Origin of the sequence: Burkholderia sp. MS455 (genome assembly GCF_016899445.1) — a bacterium.
In the GTDB taxonomy this organism is placed as follows: domain Bacteria; phylum Pseudomonadota; class Gammaproteobacteria; order Burkholderiales; family Burkholderiaceae; genus Burkholderia; species Burkholderia pyrrocinia_C.
Map to the genome: position 1 here is coordinate 1,928,327 of NZ_CP041779.1, position 24,843 is coordinate 1,953,169.

At 68.1% G+C, this 24,843-nt stretch carries 23 protein-coding genes; 11 read left to right on the top strand and 12 right to left on the bottom strand.

Going from position 1 to position 24,843, the window contains the following annotated elements:
• The first annotated feature begins 154 nt into the window (after positions 1 to 154).
• Positions 155 to 442 (top strand): YciI-like protein, encoded by a 288-nt coding sequence (locus FPJ27_RS27960; protein ID WP_072441215.1) that lies wholly within the window; start codon positions 155 to 157, stop codon positions 440 to 442.
• A gap of 10 nt (positions 443 to 452) precedes the next feature.
• Here the strand turns inward: FPJ27_RS27960 and corA are convergent, their stop codons facing one another.
• Positions 453 to 1,430 carry a magnesium/cobalt transporter CorA gene (gene corA, locus FPJ27_RS27965; protein WP_072441218.1) on the bottom strand — a complete coding sequence of 326 codons (978 nt, stop codon included), beginning with the start codon at positions 1,428 to 1,430 and terminating at the stop codon, positions 453 to 455.
• Positions 1,431 to 1,609: 179 nt separating this feature from the next.
• Between corA and cydX the strand changes: the two genes are divergently transcribed.
• Both cydX and FPJ27_RS27975 read left to right on the top strand, forming a co-directional pair.
• Positions 1,610 to 1,756 (top strand): cytochrome bd-I oxidase subunit CydX, encoded by a 147-nt coding sequence (gene cydX, locus FPJ27_RS27970; protein ID WP_204423409.1) that lies wholly within the window; start codon positions 1,610 to 1,612, stop codon positions 1,754 to 1,756.
• The gene (locus tag FPJ27_RS27975) at positions 1,753 to 2,370 is read left to right on the top strand and encodes an ATP-binding protein (protein ID WP_034181372.1); all 618 of its coding nucleotides are present in this window, start codon (positions 1,753 to 1,755) and stop codon (positions 2,368 to 2,370) included. The genes cydX and FPJ27_RS27975 overlap by 4 nt, the downstream gene beginning before the upstream one ends.
• 99 nt (positions 2,371 to 2,469) lie before the next feature.
• On the opposite strand, the gene FPJ27_RS27980 is transcribed toward FPJ27_RS27975, so the two are convergent.
• Together FPJ27_RS27980 and FPJ27_RS27985 are read right to left on the bottom strand one after the other, a co-directional pair.
• Positions 2,470 to 3,570: a saccharopine dehydrogenase C-terminal domain-containing protein gene (locus FPJ27_RS27980; RefSeq protein WP_034181371.1), complete on the bottom strand. Its 1,101-nt coding sequence runs from the start codon at positions 3,568 to 3,570 to the stop codon at positions 2,470 to 2,472.
• 459 nt (positions 3,571 to 4,029) lie between these two features.
• On the bottom strand, positions 4,030 to 4,494 hold the full coding sequence (locus FPJ27_RS27985) for an Lrp/AsnC family transcriptional regulator (RefSeq protein ID WP_006481526.1): 465 nt from the start codon (positions 4,492 to 4,494) through the stop codon (positions 4,030 to 4,032).
• Positions 4,495 to 4,864: 370 nt separating this feature from the next.
• Between FPJ27_RS27985 and FPJ27_RS27990 the strand changes: the two genes are divergently transcribed.
• Both FPJ27_RS27990 and FPJ27_RS27995 read left to right on the top strand, forming a co-directional pair.
• On the top strand, positions 4,865 to 5,416 hold the full coding sequence (locus tag FPJ27_RS27990) for a Spy/CpxP family protein refolding chaperone (protein WP_072441223.1): 552 nt from the start codon (positions 4,865 to 4,867) through the stop codon (positions 5,414 to 5,416).
• Between the two features lie 131 nt (positions 5,417 to 5,547).
• A complete protein-coding gene (locus tag FPJ27_RS27995) occupies positions 5,548 to 5,979 on the top strand; it encodes a PGDYG domain-containing protein (protein WP_204423411.1) in 432 nt (143 codons plus the stop codon).
• Between the two features lie 33 nt (positions 5,980 to 6,012).
• Here the strand turns inward: FPJ27_RS27995 and FPJ27_RS28000 are convergent, their stop codons facing one another.
• The 8 genes from FPJ27_RS28000 to FPJ27_RS28035 form a co-directional block, all read right to left on the bottom strand.
• Complete coding sequence (locus FPJ27_RS28000) at positions 6,013 to 6,375, bottom strand: DUF3022 domain-containing protein (protein WP_204423413.1); 363 nt, start codon at positions 6,373 to 6,375, stop codon at positions 6,013 to 6,015.
• Between the two features lie 13 nt (positions 6,376 to 6,388).
• On the bottom strand, positions 6,389 to 7,177 hold the full coding sequence (locus FPJ27_RS28005) for a YhfC family intramembrane metalloprotease (RefSeq protein ID WP_204423415.1): 789 nt from the start codon (positions 7,175 to 7,177) through the stop codon (positions 6,389 to 6,391).
• Positions 7,178 to 7,231: 54 nt separating this feature from the next.
• Positions 7,232 to 8,275, bottom strand: coding sequence for a LacI family DNA-binding transcriptional regulator (locus tag FPJ27_RS28010; protein ID WP_204423417.1), 1,044 nt, complete (start codon positions 8,273 to 8,275; stop codon positions 7,232 to 7,234).
• 415 nt (positions 8,276 to 8,690) lie between these two features.
• Positions 8,691 to 9,656 carry an NAD(P)-dependent oxidoreductase gene (locus FPJ27_RS28015; protein WP_204423420.1) on the bottom strand — a complete coding sequence of 322 codons (966 nt, stop codon included), beginning with the start codon at positions 9,654 to 9,656 and terminating at the stop codon, positions 8,691 to 8,693.
• A gap of 5 nt (positions 9,657 to 9,661) precedes the next feature.
• Positions 9,662 to 10,942, bottom strand: a complete 1,281-nt coding sequence (locus FPJ27_RS28020) for an MFS transporter (protein ID WP_204423422.1) — start codon at positions 10,940 to 10,942, stop codon at positions 9,662 to 9,664.
• Between the two features lie 158 nt (positions 10,943 to 11,100).
• A complete protein-coding gene (locus FPJ27_RS28025) occupies positions 11,101 to 12,093 on the bottom strand; it encodes a sugar kinase (RefSeq protein WP_204423424.1) in 993 nt (330 codons plus the stop codon).
• 28 nt (positions 12,094 to 12,121) lie between these two features.
• Positions 12,122 to 12,886, bottom strand: a complete 765-nt coding sequence (locus tag FPJ27_RS28030; protein WP_204423425.1) for a sugar phosphate isomerase/epimerase — start codon at positions 12,884 to 12,886, stop codon at positions 12,122 to 12,124.
• Between the two features lie 159 nt (positions 12,887 to 13,045).
• Positions 13,046 to 13,939, bottom strand: a complete 894-nt coding sequence (locus FPJ27_RS28035) for a LysR family transcriptional regulator (RefSeq protein ID WP_204423426.1) — start codon at positions 13,937 to 13,939, stop codon at positions 13,046 to 13,048.
• 111 nt (positions 13,940 to 14,050) lie between these two features.
• Between FPJ27_RS28035 and FPJ27_RS28040 the strand changes: the two genes are divergently transcribed.
• Both FPJ27_RS28040 and FPJ27_RS28045 read left to right on the top strand, forming a co-directional pair.
• Positions 14,051 to 15,118, top strand: coding sequence for a YeiH family protein (locus FPJ27_RS28040; RefSeq protein WP_204423427.1), 1,068 nt, complete (start codon positions 14,051 to 14,053; stop codon positions 15,116 to 15,118).
• Positions 15,119 to 15,221: 103 nt separating this feature from the next.
• Positions 15,222 to 16,955, top strand: coding sequence for a ClcB-like voltage-gated chloride channel protein (locus tag FPJ27_RS28045; RefSeq protein WP_204426370.1), 1,734 nt, complete (start codon positions 15,222 to 15,224; stop codon positions 16,953 to 16,955).
• A 96-nt stretch (positions 16,956 to 17,051) separates the two neighbouring features.
• On the opposite strand, the gene FPJ27_RS28050 is transcribed toward FPJ27_RS28045, so the two are convergent.
• Positions 17,052 to 17,672, bottom strand: a complete 621-nt coding sequence (locus FPJ27_RS28050; RefSeq protein ID WP_204423428.1) for a TetR/AcrR family transcriptional regulator — start codon at positions 17,670 to 17,672, stop codon at positions 17,052 to 17,054.
• A 178-nt stretch (positions 17,673 to 17,850) separates the two neighbouring features.
• Here FPJ27_RS28050 and FPJ27_RS28055 point away from each other — a divergent pair, with 178 nt between their 5' ends.
• The 4 genes from FPJ27_RS28055 (at position 17,851) to FPJ27_RS28070 (ending at position 24,806) form a co-directional block, all read left to right on the top strand.
• Entirely contained in the window at positions 17,851 to 18,960 is a 1,110-nt protein-coding gene (locus FPJ27_RS28055) for an efflux RND transporter periplasmic adaptor subunit (protein WP_204423429.1), read from the top strand.
• A complete protein-coding gene (locus FPJ27_RS28060; RefSeq protein WP_204423432.1) occupies positions 18,957 to 22,106 on the top strand; it encodes an efflux RND transporter permease subunit in 3,150 nt (1,049 codons plus the stop codon). Before FPJ27_RS28055 ends, FPJ27_RS28060 begins: the two co-directional genes overlap by 4 nt.
• A gap of 2 nt (positions 22,107 to 22,108) precedes the next feature.
• Positions 22,109 to 23,656, top strand: coding sequence for an efflux transporter outer membrane subunit (locus FPJ27_RS28065; protein ID WP_204423434.1), 1,548 nt, complete (start codon positions 22,109 to 22,111; stop codon positions 23,654 to 23,656).
• A 121-nt stretch (positions 23,657 to 23,777) separates the two neighbouring features.
• Complete coding sequence (locus FPJ27_RS28070; protein ID WP_204423436.1) at positions 23,778 to 24,806, top strand: MerR family transcriptional regulator; 1,029 nt, start codon at positions 23,778 to 23,780, stop codon at positions 24,804 to 24,806.
• Positions 24,807 to 24,843 lie beyond the last annotated feature (37 nt).

The window sequence follows — 24,843 nt, forward strand, 5'->3', positions numbered from 1 at the left end:
AAACGGGACCGTTAGTTGCGTTCTAGGGGACGTGGATACGCTTCCGCTTGCGTCGCGCCGCCGCCGCCCGGCTGTCCTATACTGGCCGCAGCAGACCGACCGACGGCCGCGCCGACATACCGGCCACAGCCGCCGCCCCTTCCCGGAGCAACGCATGCATTACCAGCTGATCTACGAACTCGTCGACGATTACCTGTCCCGGCGCGAACCGTTCCGCGCCGAGCATCTCGCGCTCGCGCAGGCCGCGACCGAGCGCGGCGAACTCGTGCTCGCCGGCGCACTGTCGGACCCGGCCGACCAGGCCGTGCTCGTGTTCGAAGGCGATTCGCCGGAAGCGGCCGAGTCGTTCGCGCGCGCCGATCCGTACGTGCAGAATGGCCTCGTGAAATCCTGGCGCGTGCGCCCGTGGCGCGTCGTGGTCGGCAAGCACGCGCCGCGCTAGACGCGCGGGGCTACAGCCACCCTGCCCGCTTGAAGCGCCACCACAGCGCGAGATCGGCCACGACCATCACCGCAATGCAGCCGTAGAAGCCGTATTTCAAGTGCAGCTCCGGCATGTTCGCGAAGTTCATCCCGTAGATGCCGGCGATCATCGTCGGAATCGCGAACAGCGCGGCGAACGAGCCGAGCCGCTTGGTCACCTCGTTCTCGGCGAGCGAGATCATTCCGAGGTTGACCTGGATCGCCGTCACGACCATCTCGCGCCGCCCTTCGATCGTCTTCACGATCCGCTGCAGATGGTCGTACACGTCGCGGAAGTAGTGCTCCATCCCGCTGCATATCTGCGGAATGCGTCCGCCCGTGAGCTTCGCGAGCGGCTCGATCAGCGGTGCCGTGTGCTGGTGCAGCATCACGAGGCGACGCTTCAGCGAATAGAGATCCTCGATGATCGCGCGCGACGACGCGGGCGTGGCCTTCGTGAAGATGCGGTCTTCGAGTTCCTCGAGCTCGGCACCGAGCGTTTCGAGGATCGGAAAATAGCGGTCGACGACCTGGTCCATCAGCGCGTAGAACACGAACGCCGAGCCTTCCTGCAGCAGATGCGGCTCGCGCTCGCAGCGCTTGCGCACGTCGCGGAAGTCCTGCTCGGTGTGGTTGCGGATCGACAGCACATAGTTCGGGCCGACGAACACGTTCAGCTCGCCGACCTTGAGTTCGCCGTCGCCGTCGAGCTCGACCATATGCAGCACCGCGAACAGCGAATCGCCGTACTCCTCGATCTTCGGCCGCTGATGTCCCTTGCGGGCATCCTCGAGCGCGAGCTCGTGCAGCCCGAACTCCTCGCCCATCAGGTCGATTTCGTCGGGCGTCGGATCCTTCAGCGCGACCCACACGAAGCATTCGGGCTTCGACACGTAGTCGCTGATGGCGTCGATATCGATGTCGGCCAGCTTGCGGCCGTCCTGGTATGCAGCACAGTTGATCAGCATGTTGTCCGTGATGTTGCGGTTTGCACATCAGTTTACCGGTTTGCTGCACGGTCGGCCCGGCTTGCGCGGCACACCGATATTGGTCATGATCGTGCTGCGTGCACCGCAGCACGCGCACCAACGCACTTCGGCACGTACGCCGCACGGCCGTGCGGCCTAACCGTCAAGGAGACAGACCCATGTGGTATTTCTCGTGGATACTCGGCATCGGCGTGGCACTCGGCTTCGGCATCATCAACGCGATGTGGCTGGAAGCGGAAGTGTTCTCGCGCGGCGACAAGCGCAGCGACACGTCGAGCCAGGGGGCGGGGAGCAAATATTCGTGACGCACCTGGTGTTCTTCTGCGGTCACGCCGGCACCGGCAAGACCACGCTCGCGAAGCGGCTCATCGGGCCGCTGATGCGCGCGACCGGCGAAGCTTTCTGCCTGCTCGACAAGGACACGCTGTACGGCCGCTACAGCTCGGCCGCGATGGGCGCGCTCACCGACGATCCGAACGACCGCGACAGCCCGCTCTACCTGAAACATCTGCGCGATCCCGAATACCACGGCCTGCTCGACACGGCCCGTGAAAATCTTGCGCTCGGCATCAGCGCGATCGTCGTCGGCCCGCTGTCGCGCGAAGTGCGCGACCGGCGCATCCTCGACCGCGCATGGCTCGGCATCGCGCCCGACGTCACGCTGACGGTCGTCTGGGTCCACACGTCGGAAGACGTCGCGCACGCGCGGATCGTTGCGCGCGGCAACCCGAACGACGCGTACAAGCTCGCGCACTGGGACGAATACCGGCAGCGCCGCTTCGTACCGACCGGCCACGAATGCGACGGCATCGTGATGTTCGACAACACCGCACCGTCCGACGCAGACGTCGACGCATTGCTGTACCGCATCGTGCCGCCCGCGCCCGCCGCGACGATCGTCCCGCCGCTGCCGGCCTGACCGGCACCTACGCCCTTCTCTCCCCCCCAAAAAACAACGCCGGAAGCGCTGCTGCGCTCCCGGCGTCGTACGGCCCTCGTGCCTGAGACTGGCGGGTGGTCAGGCCACCGCGTGCACGCGCTCCATCGTGCCGCCTTCGTACAGCTTGCCGAAGCGGTTCGACAGGAACGCCTTCAGCGACACCTTTTCCTGCGGGATGAAACCGCTCTGCGGCAGCTTCTTCTCGCGGAACAGATCCAGCACCGCGCACATCGCGCCGGCCGTCGTGATCTGGATCGCGCTCATGTGCATCCCGCACACGTCCTTTGCGAAGATCTTGCGCGTGAACACGTCCTGCACGAGCTGGCCGTCCTTCACGCCCGTCACCGTGACGAACACGAGCACGACGTCCTGCTTCGTCGACGGCACCGCGCGGCGCATGATCGACTTCAGCGTGTCGCGGTCGGTCGACAGGCGCAGGTCCTCGAGCAGGAACTGGACGAGCTCGCGGTGGCCCGGGTAGCGCACCGACTTGTAGTCGAGCGTCTCGACCTTGCCCGACAGCGTCTCGCACAGCGTGCCCAGGCCGCCCGACGTGTTGAACGCTTCGTATTCGGTGCCGTCGAGCGAGAAGTGCTCGAGGCCTTCGAGCGGCTGCACCCACTGCTTGCGGCCGTCGCGGATCGCTTCGCACGGCTGGCAGTACTCGTTGATCAGGCCGTCGACGCTCCACGTCAGGTTGTACTTCAACGCGTTGGTCGGATACTCGGGCAGCGCGCCGACGCGCATCTTCACGTCGCGCACTTCGCTGAAGCCGTTCACGAGTTCATGCGCGGCGATGCCGATGAAGCCCGGTGCGAGGCCGCATTGCGGCATGAACGCACGGTCCGAACCGTCGGCCAGTTCGCGGATCGCGTGGGTCGCGCGCACGTCTTCGGTCAGGTCGAAATAATGGACACCGGCAGCCTTCGCGGCGGCGGCGACGTTGACAGCGAGGTAATAAGGCAGCGCGTTGACGAGCGCATCGAAGCCCTTCACTGCTTCGCGAATCGCGTTCGCGTCGGCTGAATCGACCCGTTGCGTCGCGATGCCTTCGCGCGACAGCTTTGCGAGCGCATCCGCATCGCGGTCGAACGCGACGACTTCGTAGTCGCCCGTTTCACGCAGCATGTGAGCAATGGTGTGGCCGATCAGACCTGCGCCGACGATGGCGATTTTCATGCGCTTATCTCCTGATGATGGGTTGGTGTTGTGGACGGCGTTGAGCCATGAACACAGTTTAGGGACGCGCAAAATCAGTTCCAAGACGAAGAATGATGCGAAACGACCGATAATTTAGACGAAATGACGATTCATTTCGTCTAAACGACCAAATCATCTAAAAATCGCGTATAGCTCGTGCCGCAAGCGGACCGTTACGGCCTGCGTTCTCGAAGGCGGAAAAGAAGGAGGAACGACGCGCGCGCTCGTCATGTGCGGAAATGCGCAAGAGAATGCGGCATGGATGCGTCGAACGACGCGTGGAAACGGCCGTCCGCGCCCCTGCGGAACATCGGGCACGGCGGTGTCAACTATGTGGAGGCTCGTGCACTCGGCGCGCACGAATGTGCTCGCGGATCAGGCAGATATCCGTGCGGAATACTCGACTGCGACATCAAATGCGATGTCGCGAGGTGTGCATCAGCCGCCGATCGTCCCGCGATCGATCTTGCGCGAAAGGATGATCGACGTCGTCGTGCGTTCGACGCCTTCGAGCGTGCCGATCTGGTCGAGCAGATCGTTGAGGCGTTCGGGCGAATCGGCGCGCAGCCACGCGACGTAGTCGTACTCGCCGCTCACCGCGCACAGCAACTGCACTTCGGGCATCCGGTCGAGCTTGCGCAACACATCCTTGCCGAACTTCGGCGTGAGGATGATGCCGACATACGCGTAAATGCTCGCGTCGAGCACGTCCTGCCCGAGCCGGACGCTGTAGCCGGCGATCACGTTGGTGCGTTCGAGCCGTGCGATGCGTGCGACGACCGTCGTGCGCGCGACGTCGAGCTGGCGCGCGAGATCCGCGACACTTGCGCGCGCATCGGCTTGCAGCAGCGCGACGAGCTGCCGGTCGAGATCGTCGAGTTGGTCGAGACGGGGTGGACGCATGAGGCCGGGCCGGCGTGCGACGCGCCGGCTAAGTGGAAGGTGACGCGATGATAGCGCCGAACGCCGGTGCGCCCAAACGGCATCGCGCGCCGTCATGCGGTCTCGCTGCCTTGTTCGTGCACAACGACCGCATCCTGATCGCGCTTGCCGCTCACTTGCCGAGCTCGTCGCCGGTACGTACCGGACCATCGCCAGCCCCGCACCGACCCGCTATGTCCCTTTCAATTTCGATTCGTATCGGATGTAAGCAAGTGTCGCTTTCGCTGCCGCGCTGCACGCAACGTGCTACTAATAATGTGCGACGCGAGATGCGTGCTTGCGGCAATTGCCGCCGCGCCCGCTCGCAAGACACCACCCCGGAGAGCCAACCATGAAGAAGATCTCGCTCACCCTCGCTACGCTCGCCGTTGCAGCCAGCGCGTTCGCGCAAACCCCGGCGCAGCCTCAAGCGCCCGCTCCGGCCACGACGGCTGCGGCCGCAGCATCGGCCCCGAGCGCCGAGCAGCGCGCGGCACGCCACGAAGCGCGCGTCGAGCAGCGCATCAAGTATCTGCACGACCAGTTGAAGATCACGTCGGCGCAGGAACCGCAATGGAAGACGTTCGCCGACACGATGCGTGACAACGGCGAAACGATGGGCCGCCTCTATCGCGACCGGATGGCCAAGCACGACGTCTCCGCGCTCGACGACATGAAGCAGTATGCGGAATTGTCGCAGGCGAACGCCGACGGCGCGAAGAAGCTCTCCGACGCATTCGCGCCGCTCTACGCGAGCTTCCCGGCCGAGCAGAAGGCGCTGGCCGACACGACGTTCCGCAGTTGGCTGAACCACGGCGGCGAGCACCGCGGCAAGGGCAAGACGAAGGGCAAGGAAGGCAAGGCGGCAGCCGCGCCGGCCGCAAGCGCACCCGCGCAACCCTGACGTCCTCCCTGCCGGCGCCGCGCTGCCCGTTACGGGCCGAACGGCGCCGCGCGTCCTGCCGGTGATCGGCGCGCGCCACACGGCGCGCCGAATTCGGGATAAGCTCCCGGCTTTTCCCGCACTTCCTCGCCATGCTCGAACTCAAGCACATCGATCTGCGTACCGACCCGCAGGCCCGTCGCGTCGTCAAGGACGAAACCGTCGCCGTTTCATTCGCACACGCCGACGGCGAACTGATGAGCCTCGAAGGCCCGAACCGCTATGTCGCGGGCGACGCGCTGATCACGGGCTCGACCGGCGACCGCTGGGTCGTATCGCGCGCGCGCTTCGAAGCCAAATACCTGCCCGCCGATCCGGCACTCGCGCACGGCGCGCCGGGCGCCTACCGAAACCGGCCGGCCGTCGTGCTCGCACGCAGGATGGACGAGCCGTTTACGATCGCCCGCTCGGAAAACGGCGACACGCTGCGCGGCGTCGCCGGCGACTGGGTCATGCAGTATGCACCCGGCGATTACGGCGTCGTGCAGGCGCAGCGCTTCGCGCAGGTCTACCGCGACGCGTAATCCGCCGCGCCGGCATGAAGCCGGCGTGCATGCTCACGCAAAATCTTCGTCGAGTTCGAGTTCCGCGCTGCGCTCGACGGCCTCGCCGGCCGCGTGGCGCTCCTCGAGCGACCCGAGCATCGCTTCCGTATAGGCATGCAGCACCGCATGGCTACGCGCGCGCTGCATCGGCTTGAGCGCGAGATAACGCGCGAGCGCGGCCGGCACGATGCGGATATCGAGCGTCATCCGCTTCGGCCTCGCGCCGAAACGCATCGCGAGCCAGTGCACGGACAGGAACCGCCCGCGCTCGTCGCTGCTTTCGGCGAAGCGCGTCTGCTCCGGAAAGAGATCGCAGATCACGCGCGCGAGCGCGTCGAATTCGGCGCTCCGGCATTCGATCAGATAGTCGTCCATCCCGTCTCTCCCGTCAGGCAGCCGTACGCGGCGGCCGGCACGTCTTCACCATCACGACGACCAGGATCGCAGCCAGCACGAAATACGCGGCCTCGACCCATGCGGCCGGCAGCACGCGCACCTGGTACAGCAGCGCCGGCGCCGCGGCGAGCGCATGCAGCACGATCGCGAGCGGCAACACGCCCGCACGGCCGGCGCGCACGCCGCGCCAGACCAGCACCGACAGCGCAAGCTGCAGCACGAACGCCGCGCAGCGTTCGAGCAGCAACAGCAGGATCGACTGCACCGACAGCGTCGCGAGCATCACGTGCAGCCGCACGACGGTATCGCCCGGCAGGTCGGAAAGCTGCGTCTCGAGCTGGCCGCGGCTTGCCAGCCACGCGAGATACGACCACTGGCCCCATACGAGCACGCCGACGAACCACGCTTCGGCGCCGCCGTGGCCGATCCCGTAGCCGATCGCGCGACCGTCGCCGGCCGACGTGCCGTAGCGCCGGTTCAGGAAACGCATCCCGAGATAACGGCCGACTTCCTCGAATACGGCGGTCGCGAGCGCGCTGTACGCGACGAACGCGAGCGGCTGCGTCAGCCAGCCATCCGCCGGCGTCCGGCTCAGCACGAGCCCGTGGAACGCGCGTTCGACGATCATCGCGAACAGCGTGAAGACGGCGACGCCGACGATCGTGTCGCGGCGGTTGAGCGCAAGCGGCTTGCGCAGGATACGGAAGAGGACGAGCGGCAGCAGCGCGATGATCAGCGTGGCGGCGATCAGCACCGCCAGCGTGACGGGAGCGACAGTCATGTATTTCCTTGTTCGGGGCAGCGCACCTGACGCGCTGCGTGCCCCGCATGATACTCAGCTTGCGGTCGACGCGCGCGCAATCAGCTCGCCCGGCAGCATCGCGACGCGCACGTCGCCCGCTGCGCCGTCGATCCGCTCATGCACGAATTCGACGGCCTTGTAGCCGATTTCGTAGGTCGGCTGACGGATCGTCGTGATGCCGATCAGCTCGGCCCATTCCGGATCGTCGATCGACAGCAGCGCGGCCTTCTGCTGCCACGCGGCGCCGAAACGCGCGCGCAGGTGGCGCGCGATCGCGAGCGCGACCGGCGCGTTCGCGGCGAACAGCGCCGCGCGCACGCCGCGCCGCGTTGCGTCGTCGATGCGTGTATCGAGGTCGGCGAGTGCCGCCGCGGCCGCGTCGGGCTCGTTCAGGTCGAGCACGACCGTCGACGGCACCGGCAGCCCGCGCGCGCCCAGCGCCGCGCGGAACGCTGCCTCGCGCAGGCGCCGCGAGCTGACGTGCTCGAACGGCTGCACGACGAAATGGATCGCGTCGAAGCCGTGCTCGATCAGGTGCGCGACCGCCGTCTCGATCGCATCGGCGTTGTCGAGGCCGATCAGGTCGGCCTCGAAACCCTCGACGGTCCGGTCGACGAGCACGGCCGGGATGCCGGCGCCGCGCAGCGGGCGCAGCACGTCCTCTTCGGCGCCGAGTGCGTTGACGATCAGCCCTTCGACACGGTAGGTCGTGAGCAGCTGCAGGAAGCGGCGCTCCATCTCGACCTCGTTCGCCGCGTGACAGATGAGCGGCATGTAGCCGAGCGCATGGCACGCAGCCTCGACGCCCTGCAGCACTTCGACGGTATAAGGATTGGTCAGGTCGGCCGCGAGCATGCCGAGCAGCCGGTTGCGGCCGCGCTTGAGCCCGCGCGCCATCTGGTTCGGCCGGTAGTTGAGGCGCGCGATCGCGGCCTCGATGCGCTGACGCAGATCGACGGACAGCACGTGCGTCTCGCCGTTCAGGTAGCGCGAAACGCTGGTCTTGCCCGTGCCGGCCTCGCGCGCGACGTCGCTGATCGTCGCCGGACGCGTCGTGGAAGGTTGCGAATCGGTCACTGTCGTGCCTCACGACGTACGATCCGTGCCGCTTCGTGGGCAGACGGACCTTTGTTGTTGGAAACGTAAGCCACCCGGCAGACTCCTCTGTCGACCAGCGTTAGCGCTTTAGCGCTTACGCTGATCCCATGCTTCGCGGTCGACCAGCGTCAGCCCTTCAGCGCTTACGCTCGTCCCATGCTTCGCGGTCGATCGGCGCCGGCGCATCGGCGCCCGCTCCAGTCACGTGCAAAAGCAGTCGGCCGCACCGGACCTGGCGCGGATGCCCGTCGCCGAACGCCGCCGGCAGCGTTGCCGGGCCGTCGATGCGACAAGCGGGCGATCATAACGCAGCCAGCGCTCCGGCACCAAGACCGTCGACTCTAACGGCGCCGGCGCCCCGCCGGCCGGCTGTCTTCCCGTTACCCGGCGCGGCTCAGGCTCGCGCGAGCGCGTCCGGATTGACGAGATTCGCGCGCAGCGTGCCGGCCAGCGCGCCGACCAGGTTTTCCGCGGCGCAGCGCGCCATCGCGTGGCGCGTCTCGTGCGTCGCCGAGCCGATATGCGGCAGCGCGACGACATTCTTCATCTGCAACAGCGGCGAATCCGCCGGCAGCGGCTCCTTTTCGAACACGTCGAGCCCTGCGCCATGGATCGTGCCCGCGCGCAGCGCGTCGACCAGCGCGGCTTCGTCGACGACGGGCCCGCGTGACGCATTGATCAGGATCGCGCTGCGTTTCATCTTCGCGAATTCGGCCGCGCCGATCAGGTGGTGCGTTTCCGGCGACAGCGGCACCTGCACGCACACGAAATCCGACTGCGCGAGCAGTTCGTCGAGCGTCACGCGCCGCGCGCCGTACTGCGTCTCGGCTTCGGCATGCGCGGACCGGTTCGCGTACAGCACCTGCATCCGGAAGCCGAGCGCAGCGCGGCGTGCAACCGCGCCGCCGATCCGCCCGAGCCCCACAATGCCGAGCGTCTTGCCCTGCACGTCGGTGCCGTACAGGTCCGGGCCGATGCTGCGATGCCAGTGCCCGGCCTTCACCCACTCGGCCAGCTCAACCACGCGCCGTGCGGACGCCAGGATCAGCGAAAACACCGTATCGGCGGTCGACTCGGTCAGCACGTCCGGCGTATGCGCGAGCACGATCCCGCGCCGCGTGAGATCCGCGACGTCGAAGTTGTCGTAGCCGACCGAGATCGTCGACCAGGCCTTCAGCCGCGGCGCGCGGTCGAGCATCTGCGGCGTGACCTTCAGGCTCGCGCCGATCGCGCCGTCCGCGCTGCCGAGCGCATCGGCGAGCGCGTCGGCGCCGTCGGCCTGCACGACGTCCGCATGCTCGCGCAGGTACGCGAGAACGTCATCGGGCAGCGGCTTGTAGGCGACGATACGAGGCTTCATCGGTTTCATTTTCCTTGCAGCGGCGCGGCGAGCGGATGCGCATCGCGCGCCTGGGGTTTGACGGACAGCGTGAGGATCACCGCGGCGACGAGCGCGGCGCTCATGAACGCGTACGACGCGACGGGCGAGCCGGTCGCGCCGTTCAGGTAGCCGACGAAGTACGAGCCGACGAACGAACCGAGCGCGCCCATGCTGTTGATCAGCGCCATCGCGCCGCCGGCCACGTTCTTCGGCAGCAGCTCCGGCACGATCGCGAAGAACGGGCCGTACGGCGCGTACATTGCGGCGCCCGCGACGACCAGCAGCGCATACGAGATCCAGAAATGCGACGAGCCGAGCGCGTACGACGCGGCGAACGCGGCCGCGCCGATCAGCAGGAACGGCCACACGAAGCCGCGGCGCGAGCCGACCTTGTCGGACGCCCACGATGCGGCAAGCATCGCGATCGTCGCCGCGAGATACGGCAGCGCGGACAGCCAGCCGGTCGCGACCATCCCGAGGTCGGAGCCGTTCTTGACGATCGACGGCAGCCACAGCACGAAGCCGTACACGCCGATGCTCCAGCAGAAATACTGCGCGCACAGCTTGATCACGGCCGGCGAGCGGAACGCCTCGCCATAGTTGCGCACGGGTTTGATCGCCGCCTGCTCGGCCACGAGCGCGGCGTCGAGGTCGCGTTTTTCCTGCGCGGTGAGCCACGGCGAATCGGCCGGCTTGTCCTGCACGAGGAACCACCAGCACACGGCCCAGAGGACGGCCGGCACGCCTTCGGCGATGAACATGTGGCGCCAGCCGAATTCGTGCACGAGATAGCCCGACACGATCGACATCCACAGCACGGTGACCGGATTGCCGAGGATCAGGAACGTGTTCGCGCGCGAGCGTTCGTTCTTCGTGAACCAGTTGCTGATGTAGATCAGCATCGCCGGCATCACGGCCGCCTCGACGACGCCGAGCACGAAGCGGATCGCCATCAGCGACGGGATGTTGCTGACCACGCCGGTGAGCGCCGCGCAGCCGCCCCACAGCACGAGGCTGACGAACACGAGCTTCTTCACGCTGCGGCGCTCCGCATAGATCGCACCGGGGATCTGGAAGAAGAAGTAGCCGAGGAAGAACAGCGCGCCGATCAGCGACGACAGGCCCTTGCTGATGCCGAGGTCCTGGTTGATGCCGGCCGCCGCCGCGAACCCGTAGTTCGCGCGGTCGAGGTAGGCGAGGCTGTACGTGATGAACACGATCGGCATGATCGTCCACCAGCGTCGGGCTGCGAGATTGGTTGCCATCAGATTGTCTCCTTTGTTGACCGGGCTGACGCTTCAGCGCTTCGCGGCCGGAACCGGTGCGTCAGCACCGCTCCGGTCGCCTGCTTTGCCGTCCGGTCTCACGCAAAGCGGTGCTTGACGCACGAAATGGATCCGCGGATTGTGCCGTGTTCGGCCTCTCATTGCGCGGTGACGGTTTCCTCTAAGCGATCGGCGCGATTGCTGACATTTTCGAGCCGGTCGAGTGCTTCGCGCGTCGGCAAGCCTTCCGAATCGCCGATCATCTGGATCGCGAGCGCGCCGATCCGGTTGCCGCGCGCGACGGCCTGTTCGACGCTGCGGCCTTCCAGCAGCGCGCTGACCACACCGACCGCGAAGCCGTCGCCGGCGCCTACCGTGTCAACGACGCGTTCGACGGGCTCGCCCGCGACCGTGCCTTCGCGGCCGTCGGCCGTCCGGAAGTACGCGCCTTGCTCGCCGAGCTTGATCACGACACCGCGCGCGCCCTGCGCGAGATAGAAGCCCGCAATGTCGGCCGGCGTGTCGTGCCCGGTGAGCTGCCGCCCTTCGGCGAGGCCCGGCAGCACCCAGTCGGCGAGCGTCGCGAGCGCGTTCAGCGTCTTCGCCATCACGTCCGCGGACGGCCACAGCGTCGGGCGCAGGTTCGGGTCGAACGAGATCGTCTTGCCAGCCGCGCGCATCTCGCGCGCGAGCCGGAACGCGAGCTCGCACGACGTCGCGGAGATCGCCGGCGCGACACCCGTCAGATGCAGGTGGCGCGCACCGAGCACATAGTCGGCCACGTAGTCGTCGCACGACAGGTGGCTTGCGGCCGAGCCCTTGCGGAAATATTCGACGGTCGGGTCGCTGCCGTCGTCGTTGCGCGACTTCAGCTGGAAACCGGTCGGGTAACGCGGATCGACGGTCACGCATGATGCGTCGATGCCTTCGCGTGCGAGTGTGTCGAGCACGTAGCCGCCGAACGAATCGCGGCCGATGCGGCTCATCCAGCCGACCCGGAAGCCGAGCCGCGACAGGCCGATCGCGACGTTCAGGTCGGCGCCCGCGATCCGCTTCGTGAATTGCGTCGCATGCGCGAGATGGCCGGGCTCGGTCGCGACGAACATCGCCATCGCCTCACCGTAGGTCACGACATCGAGTGCTGCTTTCATGAGTGAACTCCTCAGGATTCTTCTGCCGTCACGCCGTTGCAAGCCACGCGACGCGCCGGCGTGCATCGCCCGCCAGGTCGGCCGCGTCGAACGGAAACTCGATGCCGCGCGGCGCATGTTGCGGCAGCGCCGCGAGCACGCCGGTCACGAGCGGGTCGTTCGGCGCCGGCGCGGCCGCGAAACGGCGCGCGCCCTCGCCGGCGACCGCCTTGCAATGAATGTATTCCACATGCGGCGCGAGCATCTGCGCGCAGTCGAGCGGCGCTTCGCCCGGCCACTGCCAGTTGCCGATGTCGAACGTCATCCCGAGCGCATCGGGCATGCCCGCCGCGGCCAGCGCATCGAACAGCCCGCGGAACTGCACGAGCGCGCCGCCGACCGGAAGCTGGCCGTTCTCGACCACCACACGGGCACGCGCGCCGCGCGACAGCGCGACGATGTCGGCCGCATGCGCATCGCCGGCGAAGCCGCCGAGCTGGAATTTCACGAAACGCGCGCCGAGCGCGTCGGCTTCCGCGAGCGCGTCGCGCAATGCGTCGGCGTCGAGCGCGCCCGTTTCCGTGTACAGCGTGGCCGGCGTCGAATAGACCGACCACAGCCCGTGGCCGGCCAGTTGCGCGCCGAGCGCGGCCAGCGCGCCGGGCGTCGCGTCGTCGTCCGACGCGAACAGCTCGCGCCTCACCTCGAAGCCGGTCGCACCGGATGCCGCCGCGGTCGCGACGAATGCGCCGTGGCCCTCCTGGCGCACACGGTCCATCCCGAATGCGCTCGCCACGATCACGATGTCTGCCATTTTGCCCTTTTTACCGGAATGGAACCGGTTCCATTTGCTTGAGACGGATGGTGCGCTTCGCTTCGGACGCACGCCATAGAGGAAATCCCTAAGGCCGGATGCCACGCTAATGCGCGCCCGACGGCGTGCATCGTGTGTCCCCGGATCGGCTTCGGCCGCCTATGCGAGATCCTGCGCGAGACTCATTTCGAGGAACTGCGCGGCGACCCGCGACGGCGCGCCGCCATGCGGCACGAGGATGGAGAAATGACGCGTGAGCGGCGCGGGTGCGAGCGAGCGCAACACGAGCGCCGCATCCTGGTGACGCAGCGACATCGCGGACACGAACCCGACGCCCATCCCGGCACGCACGGCCTCCTTCACCGCCTCGACGCCCGCGATCTCGAACGCCACGCGCATCGGCGCGCCGCCATGCGCGAACGCACGCTCGACGAGCTGCCGCACGCCGGAGCCCTCCTCGCGCAGCACGAGCGGATGCGCGGCGAGCGCGTCAAGCGTCACGCCCGCATCGTAGCCGGGCTCGGCCAGCGGATGGCCGGCCGGCACGATCGCGACGATCTCGTCCTCGTGCCACGCATGCACGGCCGTGCCGGGCGGCAGCGCCTCGCCGGGCGGCCCTTCGATCATCGCGATGTCGAGCGACGGCAGCGCCGCGACCACGTCGGCCGTATTGCCGCTCATCGTCTGGATCGTCACGCGCGGCGCACGCGGCTGGAACGCCGCGATCAGGTACGGCAGCAGATAGCTCGCCGGCGTCGTGCTCGCGCCGATCCGCAGCGTGCCGGCCTCGAGGCCGCGCACCGCGTCGCGAAACGCGCGCGCCTGCGCGAACGTGTCGCGCTGCGCCTTCGCGTATTGCGCGAGCTGTTCGCCGACCGGCGTCAGCCGGATGCCGCGGCCGTCGCGCTGATACAGCGGCTCGCCGAATTCGTCCTGCAGCAGCCGCAACTGGCCCGACACGGCCGGCTGCGACAGATGCAGCGCCACGGCGGCACGGCTGATGTTCAGGTGCTCGGCGACGGCCGCGAACGTTATCAGTTGATCCGGGGTCATGGGGATGAATTATCGGCTTTCCGGATAGTTTACGTCACAAATCACAATTTTTCATATCGATATAACAAAATTAGGATTACAGCATCGCAACACGCTCAATTACGGTGCTCCATGTCCACTGCCCCGACTCCCCATCTCAGCCACGCCGCGCCGTCGATGCGCGGCCAGTTGAACGGCGTGCTGTTCGTCGCGCTGTTCGCCGCCGCCGTCACGAGCCTGTCCGAGCTCCCCGCGATCGCGGGGCTCGGCCTGTCACCGCTGATCGTCGGCATCGTCGCCGGCGCGCTGTACGGCAATGCGCTGCGCGACGGCATGCCGGCCAGCTGGGCAGCCGGCGTCAATTTCTCCGCGCGCAAGCTGCTGCGCATCGCGGTCGCGTTCTTCGGGTTGCGCGTGAGCCTGCAGGAAATCGCGCAGGTCGGCCTGCCGGGCCTGACGGTCTCGGTGCTGGTCGTCGTCAGCACGCTCGTGATCGGCACCTGGGCCGGCATGAAGCTGATGAAGCTCGACCGCGACGCGGCGCTGCTGACCGCCGCCGGCAGTGCGATCTGCGGCGCGGCCGCCGTGCTCGCGTTCGAGTCGACGCTGCAGTCGAAGCCGCACCAGAGCGCGATGGCCGTGGGCAGCGTCGTGCTGTTCGGCACGCTGTCGATGTTCCTGTACCCGATCGCGTATCACGCCGGGCTGCTGAACCTCGATCCGGCCGGCCTCGGCCTGTTCTTCGGCGGCACGATCCATGAGGTCGCGCAGGTGGTTGGCGCAGCCAGCGACATCAGCCCGCAGGTCGCGCACGTCGCCACGATCGTCAAGATGACGCGCGTGATGCTGCTGGTCCCGGTGCTGCTCGTGCTCGGCTGGTGGCTCGCCCGCTCGGCCCGCGCGACGGCCGGCGGTGCGCAAGGCAAGCGCAAGGTGGCCGTGCCCTGGTTCGCGCTCGGCTTCCTCGGCTTCGTGATCGTCAATTCGCTGAACGTGCTGCCCACCGACGTCACGCATACGCTGAACGTGCTCGACACCTTCGCGCTGACGATGGCGATGACCGCGCTCGGCATCGAGACGCGCGTGTCGCAGATCCGCGCAGCCGGTCCCCGTGCACTGATAACCGGCCTGATCCTGTACGTGTGGCTGATCGCCGGCGGCTACGGGATCACCTGGGCCGTGCAGCACTGGCTTGGCTGAGCCGCCCGTCCGCAACACTTCGCGCGCCGCGCCCGACGGGATGGTCCCGCGGGCGCGGCGCGGTGCTATGCTTCGCGTCGTTTTCCATCGCCCCCTTTCAGCCGTGCTCTCGTTCCTGCTGAAGCTGCGCACTCGCGCCGAAACGCTGTTCCGCCTGTCGGACGCCCATACGATGCTGATCTGGTCGGCCATCGTCGGCGTCGGCGGCGCCTTCGCCACCATGGCGTTCCGCGAAGGCATCGACCTGATGCAGCGCCTGATCTCCGGGCACAGCGGCAGCTTCGTCCAGATGGCGAAGAGCCTGCCGTGGTACGTGCGGTTCTGGATGCCGGCCGCGGGCGGCTTCCTGGCCGGCTGCGTGCTGCTGCTCGCGACGCGCGGCGACAAGCCGTCCGGCAAGACCGACTATATGGAATCCGTCGCGCTCGGCAACGGCATCGTGCCCGTGCGGCAGAGCCTGTGGCGCAGCGTGTCGTCGCTGTTGACGATCGGCAGCGGCGGCTCGATCGGCCGCGAAGGCCCGATGGTGCAGCTCGCGGCGCTTGCCGCGTCGCTCGTCGGCCGCTTCGTGCACTTCGACCCGCCGCGCCTGCGCCTGCTGGTCGCGTGCGGGGCAGCGGCCGGCATCACGTCCGCGTACAACGCGCCGATCGCAGGCGCGTTCTTCGTGTCGGAGATCGTGCTCGGCACGATCGCGATGGAGAGCTTCGGGCCGATGGTCGTCGCGTCGGTCGTCGCGAACATCGTGATGCGCGAATTCGCCGGCTATCGGCCGCCGTACGAAATGCCGGTGTTTCCGGCCGTCACGGGCGCCGAGGTGCTGCTGTTCGTCGTGCTCGGCGCGCTGTGCGGCGTGCTCGCGCCGCAGTTCCTGCACCTGCTCGACGCGTCGAAGAACCAGTTCAAGCGGCTGCCCGTGCCGCTGCCCCTGCGGCTCGCGCTCGGCGGCCTCGTCGTCGGCGTGATCTCGGTGTGGATTCCGGACGTATGGGGCAACGGCTACAGCGTCGTGAACCACATCCTTCATTCGCCGTGGACCTGGCAGGCGCTCGTCGCGGTACTCGTGTTCAAGGTGATCGCGACCGCCGCGACCGCCGGCTCGGGCGCGATCGGCGGCGTCTTCACGCCGACGCTGTTCGTCGGCGCGGTGTTCGGCTCGCTGTTCGGGCTCGCGATGCAAGCGCTGTGGCCCGGCCATACGTCGGCGTATTTCGCGTATGCGATCGTCGGGATGGGCGCGTTCATGGCGGGCGCCACGCAGGCGCCGCTGATGGCGATCCTGATGATCTTCGAGATGACGCTGAGCTATCAGGTCGTGCTGCCGCTGCTGGTGTCGTGCGTGTTCGCGTATTTCGTCGCACGCGCGACGGGCACGACGTCGATGTATGAGATCACGCTGCACCACTACCAGGACGCGCAGGAACGGCTGCGGCTGCGCACCACGCAGATGCGCGAGCTGATCCAGCCCGCGCAGACGGTCGTGCCGCTCACCGCGAGCGTCGCCGACATGACGCGCGTGTTTCTCGAATATCCGGTGAAGTATCTGTACGTGACCGACGACGCCGGGCGCTTCCGCGGCGCGGTCGCGCTGAAGGACATCACGTCCGACCTGCTCGACAAGCGCGACACGTCCGACAAGACGGCCGCGCATTACGCGCATACGCCGTTTCCGCTCCTCACGCCCGACATGCCGCTCGCGACGGCGCTCGAACGCTTCATGGCGTTCCAGGGCGAACGGCTGCCGGTGATCGAGAGCGAAGCCGAGCCGACGCTCGCGGGCGTCGTCTACAAGACGTCGCTGCTCGACGCGTACCGGCGGATGACCGGCGAGCGCTGACGCGCACGATGCGGCTCGGGCCTCACCGCGCAGCACCGCTTCATCACATCCGGCCTGCCGCGGACGAACACGGCGCCCGCGAACCCGCTTCCTCGGTCAGTCCGGCGCGCGCCCCAGCACGACCCGCGCGAAGAACCCCGCGAGCACCGATTCGGCCACGTCGGTCGGCACGTGCTGCGGATCGGCCGTGTAGTACGACTGCACGCCGTCGCACAGGCACATCAGCCCGAACGCGAGCGTCTCGGCCGGCAGCAGCAGCGGCGTGCCCGAGCGCTCGGCGAAGCGCTGGATGAATTCGGCCATCTGCAGCCGCTTGCCATGCAGGAACTGGTTGAAGCGCACGCGGAATTTCGCGTCGCGCGCGGCCTGCAGCTTCGCCTCGCCCCACAGCAGCGAGAATTCGTCGTCGCGGAACAGCGTCCGGTAATGCGCGAGCGTCATCGACTCCATCTGTTCGCGCGTCCCGCCCTCGTCGAAGATCGCCTCGAAATCGGCCCGCACCGCCTCATGGTTGCGCTCCAGCAACTCCAGCAGCAGGTCCGACTTGCTGCGGAAATTCGAGTAGAACGCGCCGCGCGTATAGCCGGCCGCGGCCGCGATGTCCTCGACGCTCGCAGCCACATAGCCTTTCTTCAGAAAAATGCGATGCGCGGCTTTCAGCAGACGTTCGCGCGTCTGGTCCCTGCTCTGCTCGCGAGTTAAGCGCTGTGGTTTCATGGCGCGCAGTCTAGCACCATTCCCCTTTCGGATTCATCTTTGCACTCAGATACAGGTGTGTATTAGAATCCGCCACAGTTTCTGAAATTGTTGTCCGCGCGCCGCTGCCGGCGCCGCTTGGGGCAAGCGCCCGTCGCGCTTGCCGGCTTCGTTCCGCTCCATCTCCCCTGGGGGTTTCGTGAATCGCTCCGGTTCCCGCGCCGCGCTGCTGATCGGCGTCGCGCTCTTCGTCGCCGCCTGTCATCCGAAAGAATCCGCGCCGCCCGCGCCGCGCCCCGTCGTCGCGCTGCCCGCGCATGCCGATGCCGCCGCGGTCGCGCGCACGCTGCCCGGCGAAATCCAGCCGCGCTACGCGACGCCGCTGTCGTTCCGCATCGCCGGCAAGATCGTCGAGCGCAAGGTGCGGCTCGGCGATACGGTCAAGGTCGGCCAGGTCGTCGCGCTGCTCGATCCGTCCGACGTCGAGAAAAACGCCGCAAGCGCGCAGGCGCAGCTCGATGCCGCGACGCACACCCTCGCGTTCGCGAAGCAGCAGCTCGACCGCGACCGCGCGCAGGCGCACGAAAACCTGATCGCGACCGCGCAGCTCGAGCAGACCCAGAACAGCTACACGTCGGCGCTCGCGCAGCGCGACCAGGCACAGCAGCAGCTCGCGCTCGCGAAGAACCAGCTCCGCTACGCGACGCTCGTCGCCGATCATGCCGGCTACATCACCGCCGAACAGGCCGACACCGGCCAGAACGTGTCGGCCGGCCAGGCCGTCTACCAGCTCGCGTGGTCCGGCGACGTGGACGTCGTCAGCGACGTGCCCGAAGCCGCGCTCGCGTCGCTCGCACCCGGCCATGCGGCGACCGTCATGCTGCCGTCGCTGCCGGGCCGCCAGTTCGCGGCGAAGGTGCGCGAAGTCGCGCCGGCCGCCGATCCGCAAAGCCGCACGTATCGCGTGAAGCTCACGCTCGCCGCGCCCGATCCGGCGATCCGTCTCGGGATGACCGCGAACGTCGCATTCGCCGGCACGCCGGCCGCCGGCGACGCGCAGCCGATCACGCTGCCCGCAACCGCGCTGTTCCACGACGGCGCGCAGCCGGCCGTGTGGGTCGTGCGCACGAAGGACGACACGCTCGAATTGCGCCGCGTCGACGTCGCGCGCTTCAACGAGCGCACCGTCACCGTGTCGCATGGGCTGCAGCCGGGCGAGCGCGTCGTGCTGCAGGGCGTGCATACGGTCAGCGCGGGCGAGAAGGTGCGCCCGATCGCGCCGCTGCATCCGGAGGACTTCGCATCGTGAGCGCCCCCCGCGAAGAAGGCCGGTTCAACCTGTCGGCGTGGGCACTGCGCCACCAGGCGCTCGTCGTCTACCTGATCGCGCTCGCGACGCTCGCGGGCATCCTCGCGTACACGCGGCTCGCGCAGTCCGAAGACCCGCCGTTCACGTTCCGCGTGATGGTGATCCGCACGTTCTGGCCCGGCGCGAGCGCGCGGCAGGTGCAGGAACAGGTGACCGACCGGATCGGCCGCAAGCTGCAGGAAACGCCGGCCATCGATTTCCTGCGCAGCTATTCGCGCCCCGGCGAATCGCTGATCTTCTTCACGATGAAGGATTCGGCGCCCGTGAAGGACGTGCCCGAGACCTGGTACCAGATCCGCAAGAAGGTCGGCGACATCGGCTATACGCTGCCGCCCGGCGTGCAGGGCCCGTTCTTCAACGACGAATTCGGCGACGTCTACACCAACATCTGGACGCTCGAAGGCGACGGCTTCTCGCCCGCGCAGCTGCACGACTACGCGGACCAGCTGCGCACCGTGCTGCTGCGCGTGCCGGGTGTCGGCAAGGTCGACTATTTCGGCGACCCCGACCAGCGGATCTTCATCGAGGTGAACAACGCGCAGCTCACGCGCCTCGGCATCTCGCCGCAGCAGCTCGGGCAGGCGATCAACGCGCAGAACGACATCTCGTCGGCCGGCGTGCTGACGACCGCCGACGATCGCGTGTTCGTGCGGCCGAGCGGCCAGTTCGACAATGTCGACGCGATCGCCGATACGCTGATCCGCATCAACGGCCGCACGTTCCGGCTCGGCGATCTCGCGACGGTCAAGCGCGGCTACGACGATCCGGTCGTCACCCAGATGCGCGCGGGCGGAAAAGCCGTGCTCGGCATCGGCGTGACGATGCAGCCGGGCGGCGACGTGATCCGGCTAGGCAAGGCGCTCGACGTCGAATCGAAGGACCTGCAGGCGCGCTTGCCGGCCGGCCTCAAGCTGGTCGAGGTGTCGAGCATGCCGCACGCGGTCGCGCATTCGGTCGACGACTTCCTCGAGGCGGTCGCCGAAGCCGTCGCGATCGTGCTGGTCGTGAGCCTCGTGTCGCTCGGCCTGCGCACCGGGATGGTCGTCGTGATCTCGATTCCGGTCGTGCTCGCGGTCACGGCCCTGTTCATGTACCTGTTCGACATCGGGCTGCACAAGGTGTCGCTCGGCACGCTCGTGCTCGCGCTCGGGCTGCTCGTCGACGACGCGATCATCGCGGTCGAGATGATGGCCGTGAAGCTCGAACAGGGCTACAGCCGCGCGCGCGCCGCCGCGTTCGCGTACACCAGCACCGCGTTCCCGATGCTGACGGGCACGCTCGTCACGGTGTCGGGCTTCCTGCCGATCGCGCTCGCGAAATCGAGCACCGGCGAATACACGCGCTCGATCTTCGAGGTGTCGGCGATCGCGCTGATCGCGTCGTGGTTCGCGGCCGTCGTGCTGATCCCGCTGCTCGGCTACCACATGCTGCCCGAGCGCAAGCGGCAGGCGCACGAGGCGCACCTGCCCGACGACCACGAGCACGACATCTACGACACGCGCTTCTATCGGCGGCTGCGCGGCTGGGTCGACTGGTGCATCGAGCGGCGCTTCGTCGTGCTGCTGATCACGGGCGCCCTGTTCGTCGTGTCGCTGATGGGTTTCTCGCTGGTGCCGCAGCAGTTCTTCCCGAGTTCCGACCGGCCCGAGCTGCTGGTCGACCTGCGGCTGCCCGAGGGCGCGTCGTTCGCGGCGACGCTGCGCGAAACCGAACGCCTCGAGAAGGCGATCGACAAGCGCCCCGAGATCGATCATTCGGTGAACTTCGTCGGCAGCGGCGCGCCGCGCTTCTACCTGCCGCTCGACCAGCAGTTGCAACTGCCGAACTTCGCGCAGTTCGTGATCACCGCGAAATCGGTCGAGGATCGCGAGAAGCTCGCGACCTGGCTCGAAACCACGCTGCGCGACCGGTTCCCGGCCGTGCGCTGGCGGCTGTCGCGGCTCGAGAACGGGCCGCCGGTCGGCTATCCGGTGCAGTTCCGCGTGAGCGGCGACAGCATCGCGACGGTCCGCTCGATCGCCGAGAAGGTCGCGGCGACGATGCGCGGCGATGCGCGCACGGTCAACGTGCAGTTCGACTGGGACGAGCCGGCCGAGCGCTCGGTGCGCTTCGAGATCGACCAGAAGAAGGCGCGCGAGCTGAACGTGACGTCGCAGGACGTGTCGAGCTTCCTCGCGATGACGCTGTCCGGCACGACCGTCACGCAGTACCGCGAGCGCGACAAGCTGATCGCGGTCGACCTGCGCGCACCGCAGGCCGACCGCGTCGATCCGGCCAAGCTCGCGGGCCTGGCGCTGCCGACGCCGAACGGCCCGGTGCCGCTCGGCTCGCTCGGCCGCTTCGAGCCGACGCTCGAATACAGCGTCGTGTGGGAACGCGACCGCCAGCCGACCATCACCGTGCAGTCGGACGTGCGCGCCGGCGCACAGGGCATCGACGTCACACACGCGGTCGACGCGAAGCTGAACGCGCTGCGCGCGCAGTTGCCGGTCGGCTATCAGATCAACATCGGCGGCTCGGTCGAGGAAAGCGCGAAGGCGCAGAACTCGATCAACGCGCAGATGCCGCTGATGGCGATCGCCGTGTTCACGCTGCTGATGATCCAGTTGCAGAGCTTCTCGCGCGTGCTGATGGTCGTGCTGACCGCGCCGCTCGGGCTGATCGGCGTGGTCGCCACGCTGCTGCTGTTCGGCAAGCCGTTCGGCTTCGTCGCGATGCTCGGCGTGATCGCGATGTTCGGGATCATCATGCGCAACTCGGTGATCCTGGTCGACCAGATCGAGCAGGACATCGCGGTCGGCCACGGCCGCGTCGACGCGATCATCGGCGCGACGGTGCGGCGCTTCCGCCCGATCACGCTGACGGCCGCGGCCGCCGTGCTCGCGCTGATCCCGCTGCTGCGCTCGAACTTCTTCGGGCCGATGGCGACCGCGCTGATGGGCGGCATCACGAGCGCAACCGTGCTGACGCTGTTCTACCTGCCTGCGCTGTACGCGACGTGGTTCCGCGTGAAGCGCGACGAACGCGACCCGCAGGACGGCCCGCCGCATGACGGCAGCACGCCGTCCGCGCCGTCGGGAGCCTGACCATGGATGTGTCGATGAACCTGAAAACCCAAGCCGTGCGCGCACTCGCGGCCGCGAGCCTCGTCGGGCCCCTGGCCGGCTGCGCGTGGTTCGCGCCGAGCGGCGAGCCGCCCGCGATGCCGTCGCCCGCGCATTACGGCGCCGCGCCGCAAGTCGAGCAGACCGTGTCCGCGCAAGGCGTCGCGCAGCAGTTCGAAGTCGGCGCACAGCCGGTGCCCGACTGGTGGAAGCAGTACCGTTCCGATGCGCTGAACGCGCTCGTCGACGAAGGGCTGCGCAACAGCCCGACGCTCAGTGCGGCGTCGCACTCGCTGGATGCCGCGCGCGAGCAGTTGCGCGGGCAGATCGGCAGCTCGATGCTGCCGTCGATCGACGCGGTCGGCCAGGCCACGCGCCAGCGTGCGCTCGGCGTGCCGATTCCGGCGCTCGGCGCACCGACGCTGCTGTACGACACATTCGTCGGGCAACTTCAGGCGAGCTACACGGTCGACCTGTTCGGTGTCTCGCGCTTCGCGAACCGCGCGCTCGCGAAACGCGTCGACGTCAGTGCGTTCCAGCTCGAATCCGCGCGGCGCGCGCTGGCCGCGAACATCGTCACCGCGTCGATCACGGTATCGGTGCTCAACGCGCAGATCGACACGACCGAGCGGCTCGTCGCGCTCGCGAACGACCAGGCGCACGACGCCGAACGCCGCTACGCGCTCGGCTCGGCGTCGCGCAGCGACGCGCTGAACGCGCGGCAAAGCGCCGATACGTTCGCGGCAAGCCTTCCCGCGCTGCGCCAGCAGCGCGACTCGGCGCGCCATGCGCTCGCGGTGCTGGTCGGCCGCACGCCCGACCGGCCGCCGGCCGATCTCACGCTCGCCGATCTGCACCTGCCCGAACAGGTGCCCGTCGTCGTCCCGTCGGACCTGCTGCAAAGCCGCCCGGACATCCAGGCGGCCGACGCGGGGCTGAAGGCGGCCGCTGCCGAAGTGGGCGTCGCGACCGCACAGTTGTTCCCGCAACTTTCGCTGTCGGCGGCGATGGGCAAAGGCGGCTTCAGCTGGCCGGCCATGCTGTCGGGCGCCGGCGCAATCTGGAACGTCGGCGCGTCGCTGAGCCAGCCGATCTTCCACGGCGGCGCGCTGCTCGCGCAGCGCCGCGCGGCGAAGGCCACCTACGAAGCCGCGGTCGACCAGTACAAGCAGGCCGTGCTCGGCGCGTTCCAGAACGTCGCCGATTCGCTCGCGGCGCTCGAACACGATGCGGAGGCGCTCGACGCGTCGTCTCGCGCCGCGCTGTCCGCACGCGGCGTGTACGACGACGCAGCCGCCCGCGTGCGGCTCGGCGCGCTGCCGCCGTCGGCCGCGCGCGCCAGCGAACTCCAGTACCGCAACGCGCGGCTCGACGAGATCCGCGCGACCGGCGCGCGGTTCGCGGATACCGCGCGGCTCTATCAGGCGATGGGCACGCCGCCGGCCGACAAGGCCGGCAAGGCGGCCGGCGACAACTCAACCGGCAAGGAAGCGCGCACCGCCGAGCCCGACACCGCGCCTTCGCCGCAATAAGCCGGCCCTTCGATCGGGCGCGCGCGGTCAACCCGTCGCGCGCCCGATTCCCGATCTTCCGCTTGACCCTCACGTAGCGTAACGTTCGAGACTCCAGTGTGCGTACCGAACGGAGGAACGAATGCAGCTGAAAGTGGGAGAACTGGCGAAACGCAGCGGGCTGACCGTCCGCACGCTTCATCACTATCACGCGATCGGCCTGCTGACGCCTTCGGCACGTGCCGACAACGGCTACCGGCTGTACGACCGCCACGACATCGCCCGGCTCCACCAGATCCAGGCGCTGCGTCGCTTCGGACTGTCGCTCACCGAAATCGGCGACTACCTGAACCAGCCCGGCACCCCGCTCGTCGATCTCGTCGCGAAGCAGATCGCGCTGCTCGACCGTCAGCTCGCGCAAACCGCGCAGCTGCGCGAGCGGCTCGTGAGCCTGCACGCGCAGCTCGCCGCCGGCACGGAGCCGGAGCTGGCCGATTGGCTCACCACACTGGAGTTGATGACCGTGTACGACAAATATTTTTCCGAGGAAGAACTCGCGCGCATGCCGATGTACCGAAAGAGCCAGGCGGGCGACGCGGAATGGATCGCGCTCGTCGGCGAGGTCCGCGCGCTGCACGACGCGGGCGTGCCGCCCGAGGACGAGCGCGCCCGTGCGCTCGCCGGCCGCTGGATGGCGCTGCTCGTGCGCGACACGAACAACGACCCTCGGCTGCTGGCGAAGTTGAACCTGATGCACGAGCGCGAACCGGCGATGCAGTCGAAGATCGGCATTTCGACCGCGCTGCGCGACTATGTGCTGCGCGCGACAGCCGAAACGAAGATGCGGATCTTCGAGAAGTATCTCGCGCCGGACGAGATCCGCTTCATGCGGGCGCACTACGGCGAACGCGCGATGGAATGGCCGCAACTGATGGCCGACGTGCGCGACGCGATCGACGCGGGCGCGACGCCCGATTCGCCGGAAGGTCGCGCGCTCGCGCAGCGCTGGCTCGACCTGTTCTGCAGCTATGCGGGCCACGATCCGGCCACGCACGCGAAATTCCGTCACGCGATGATGAACGAGCCGGCGCTGACGAAGGACTCGTGGGTCGACGACACGCTGCTCGGCTTCATCCGCGAGGCGATGGCGCAGTTGGTGCCGGCGCGCTGATCGAATCGGACGCGGGCGGTCCGTGTGCGGGCAGCAT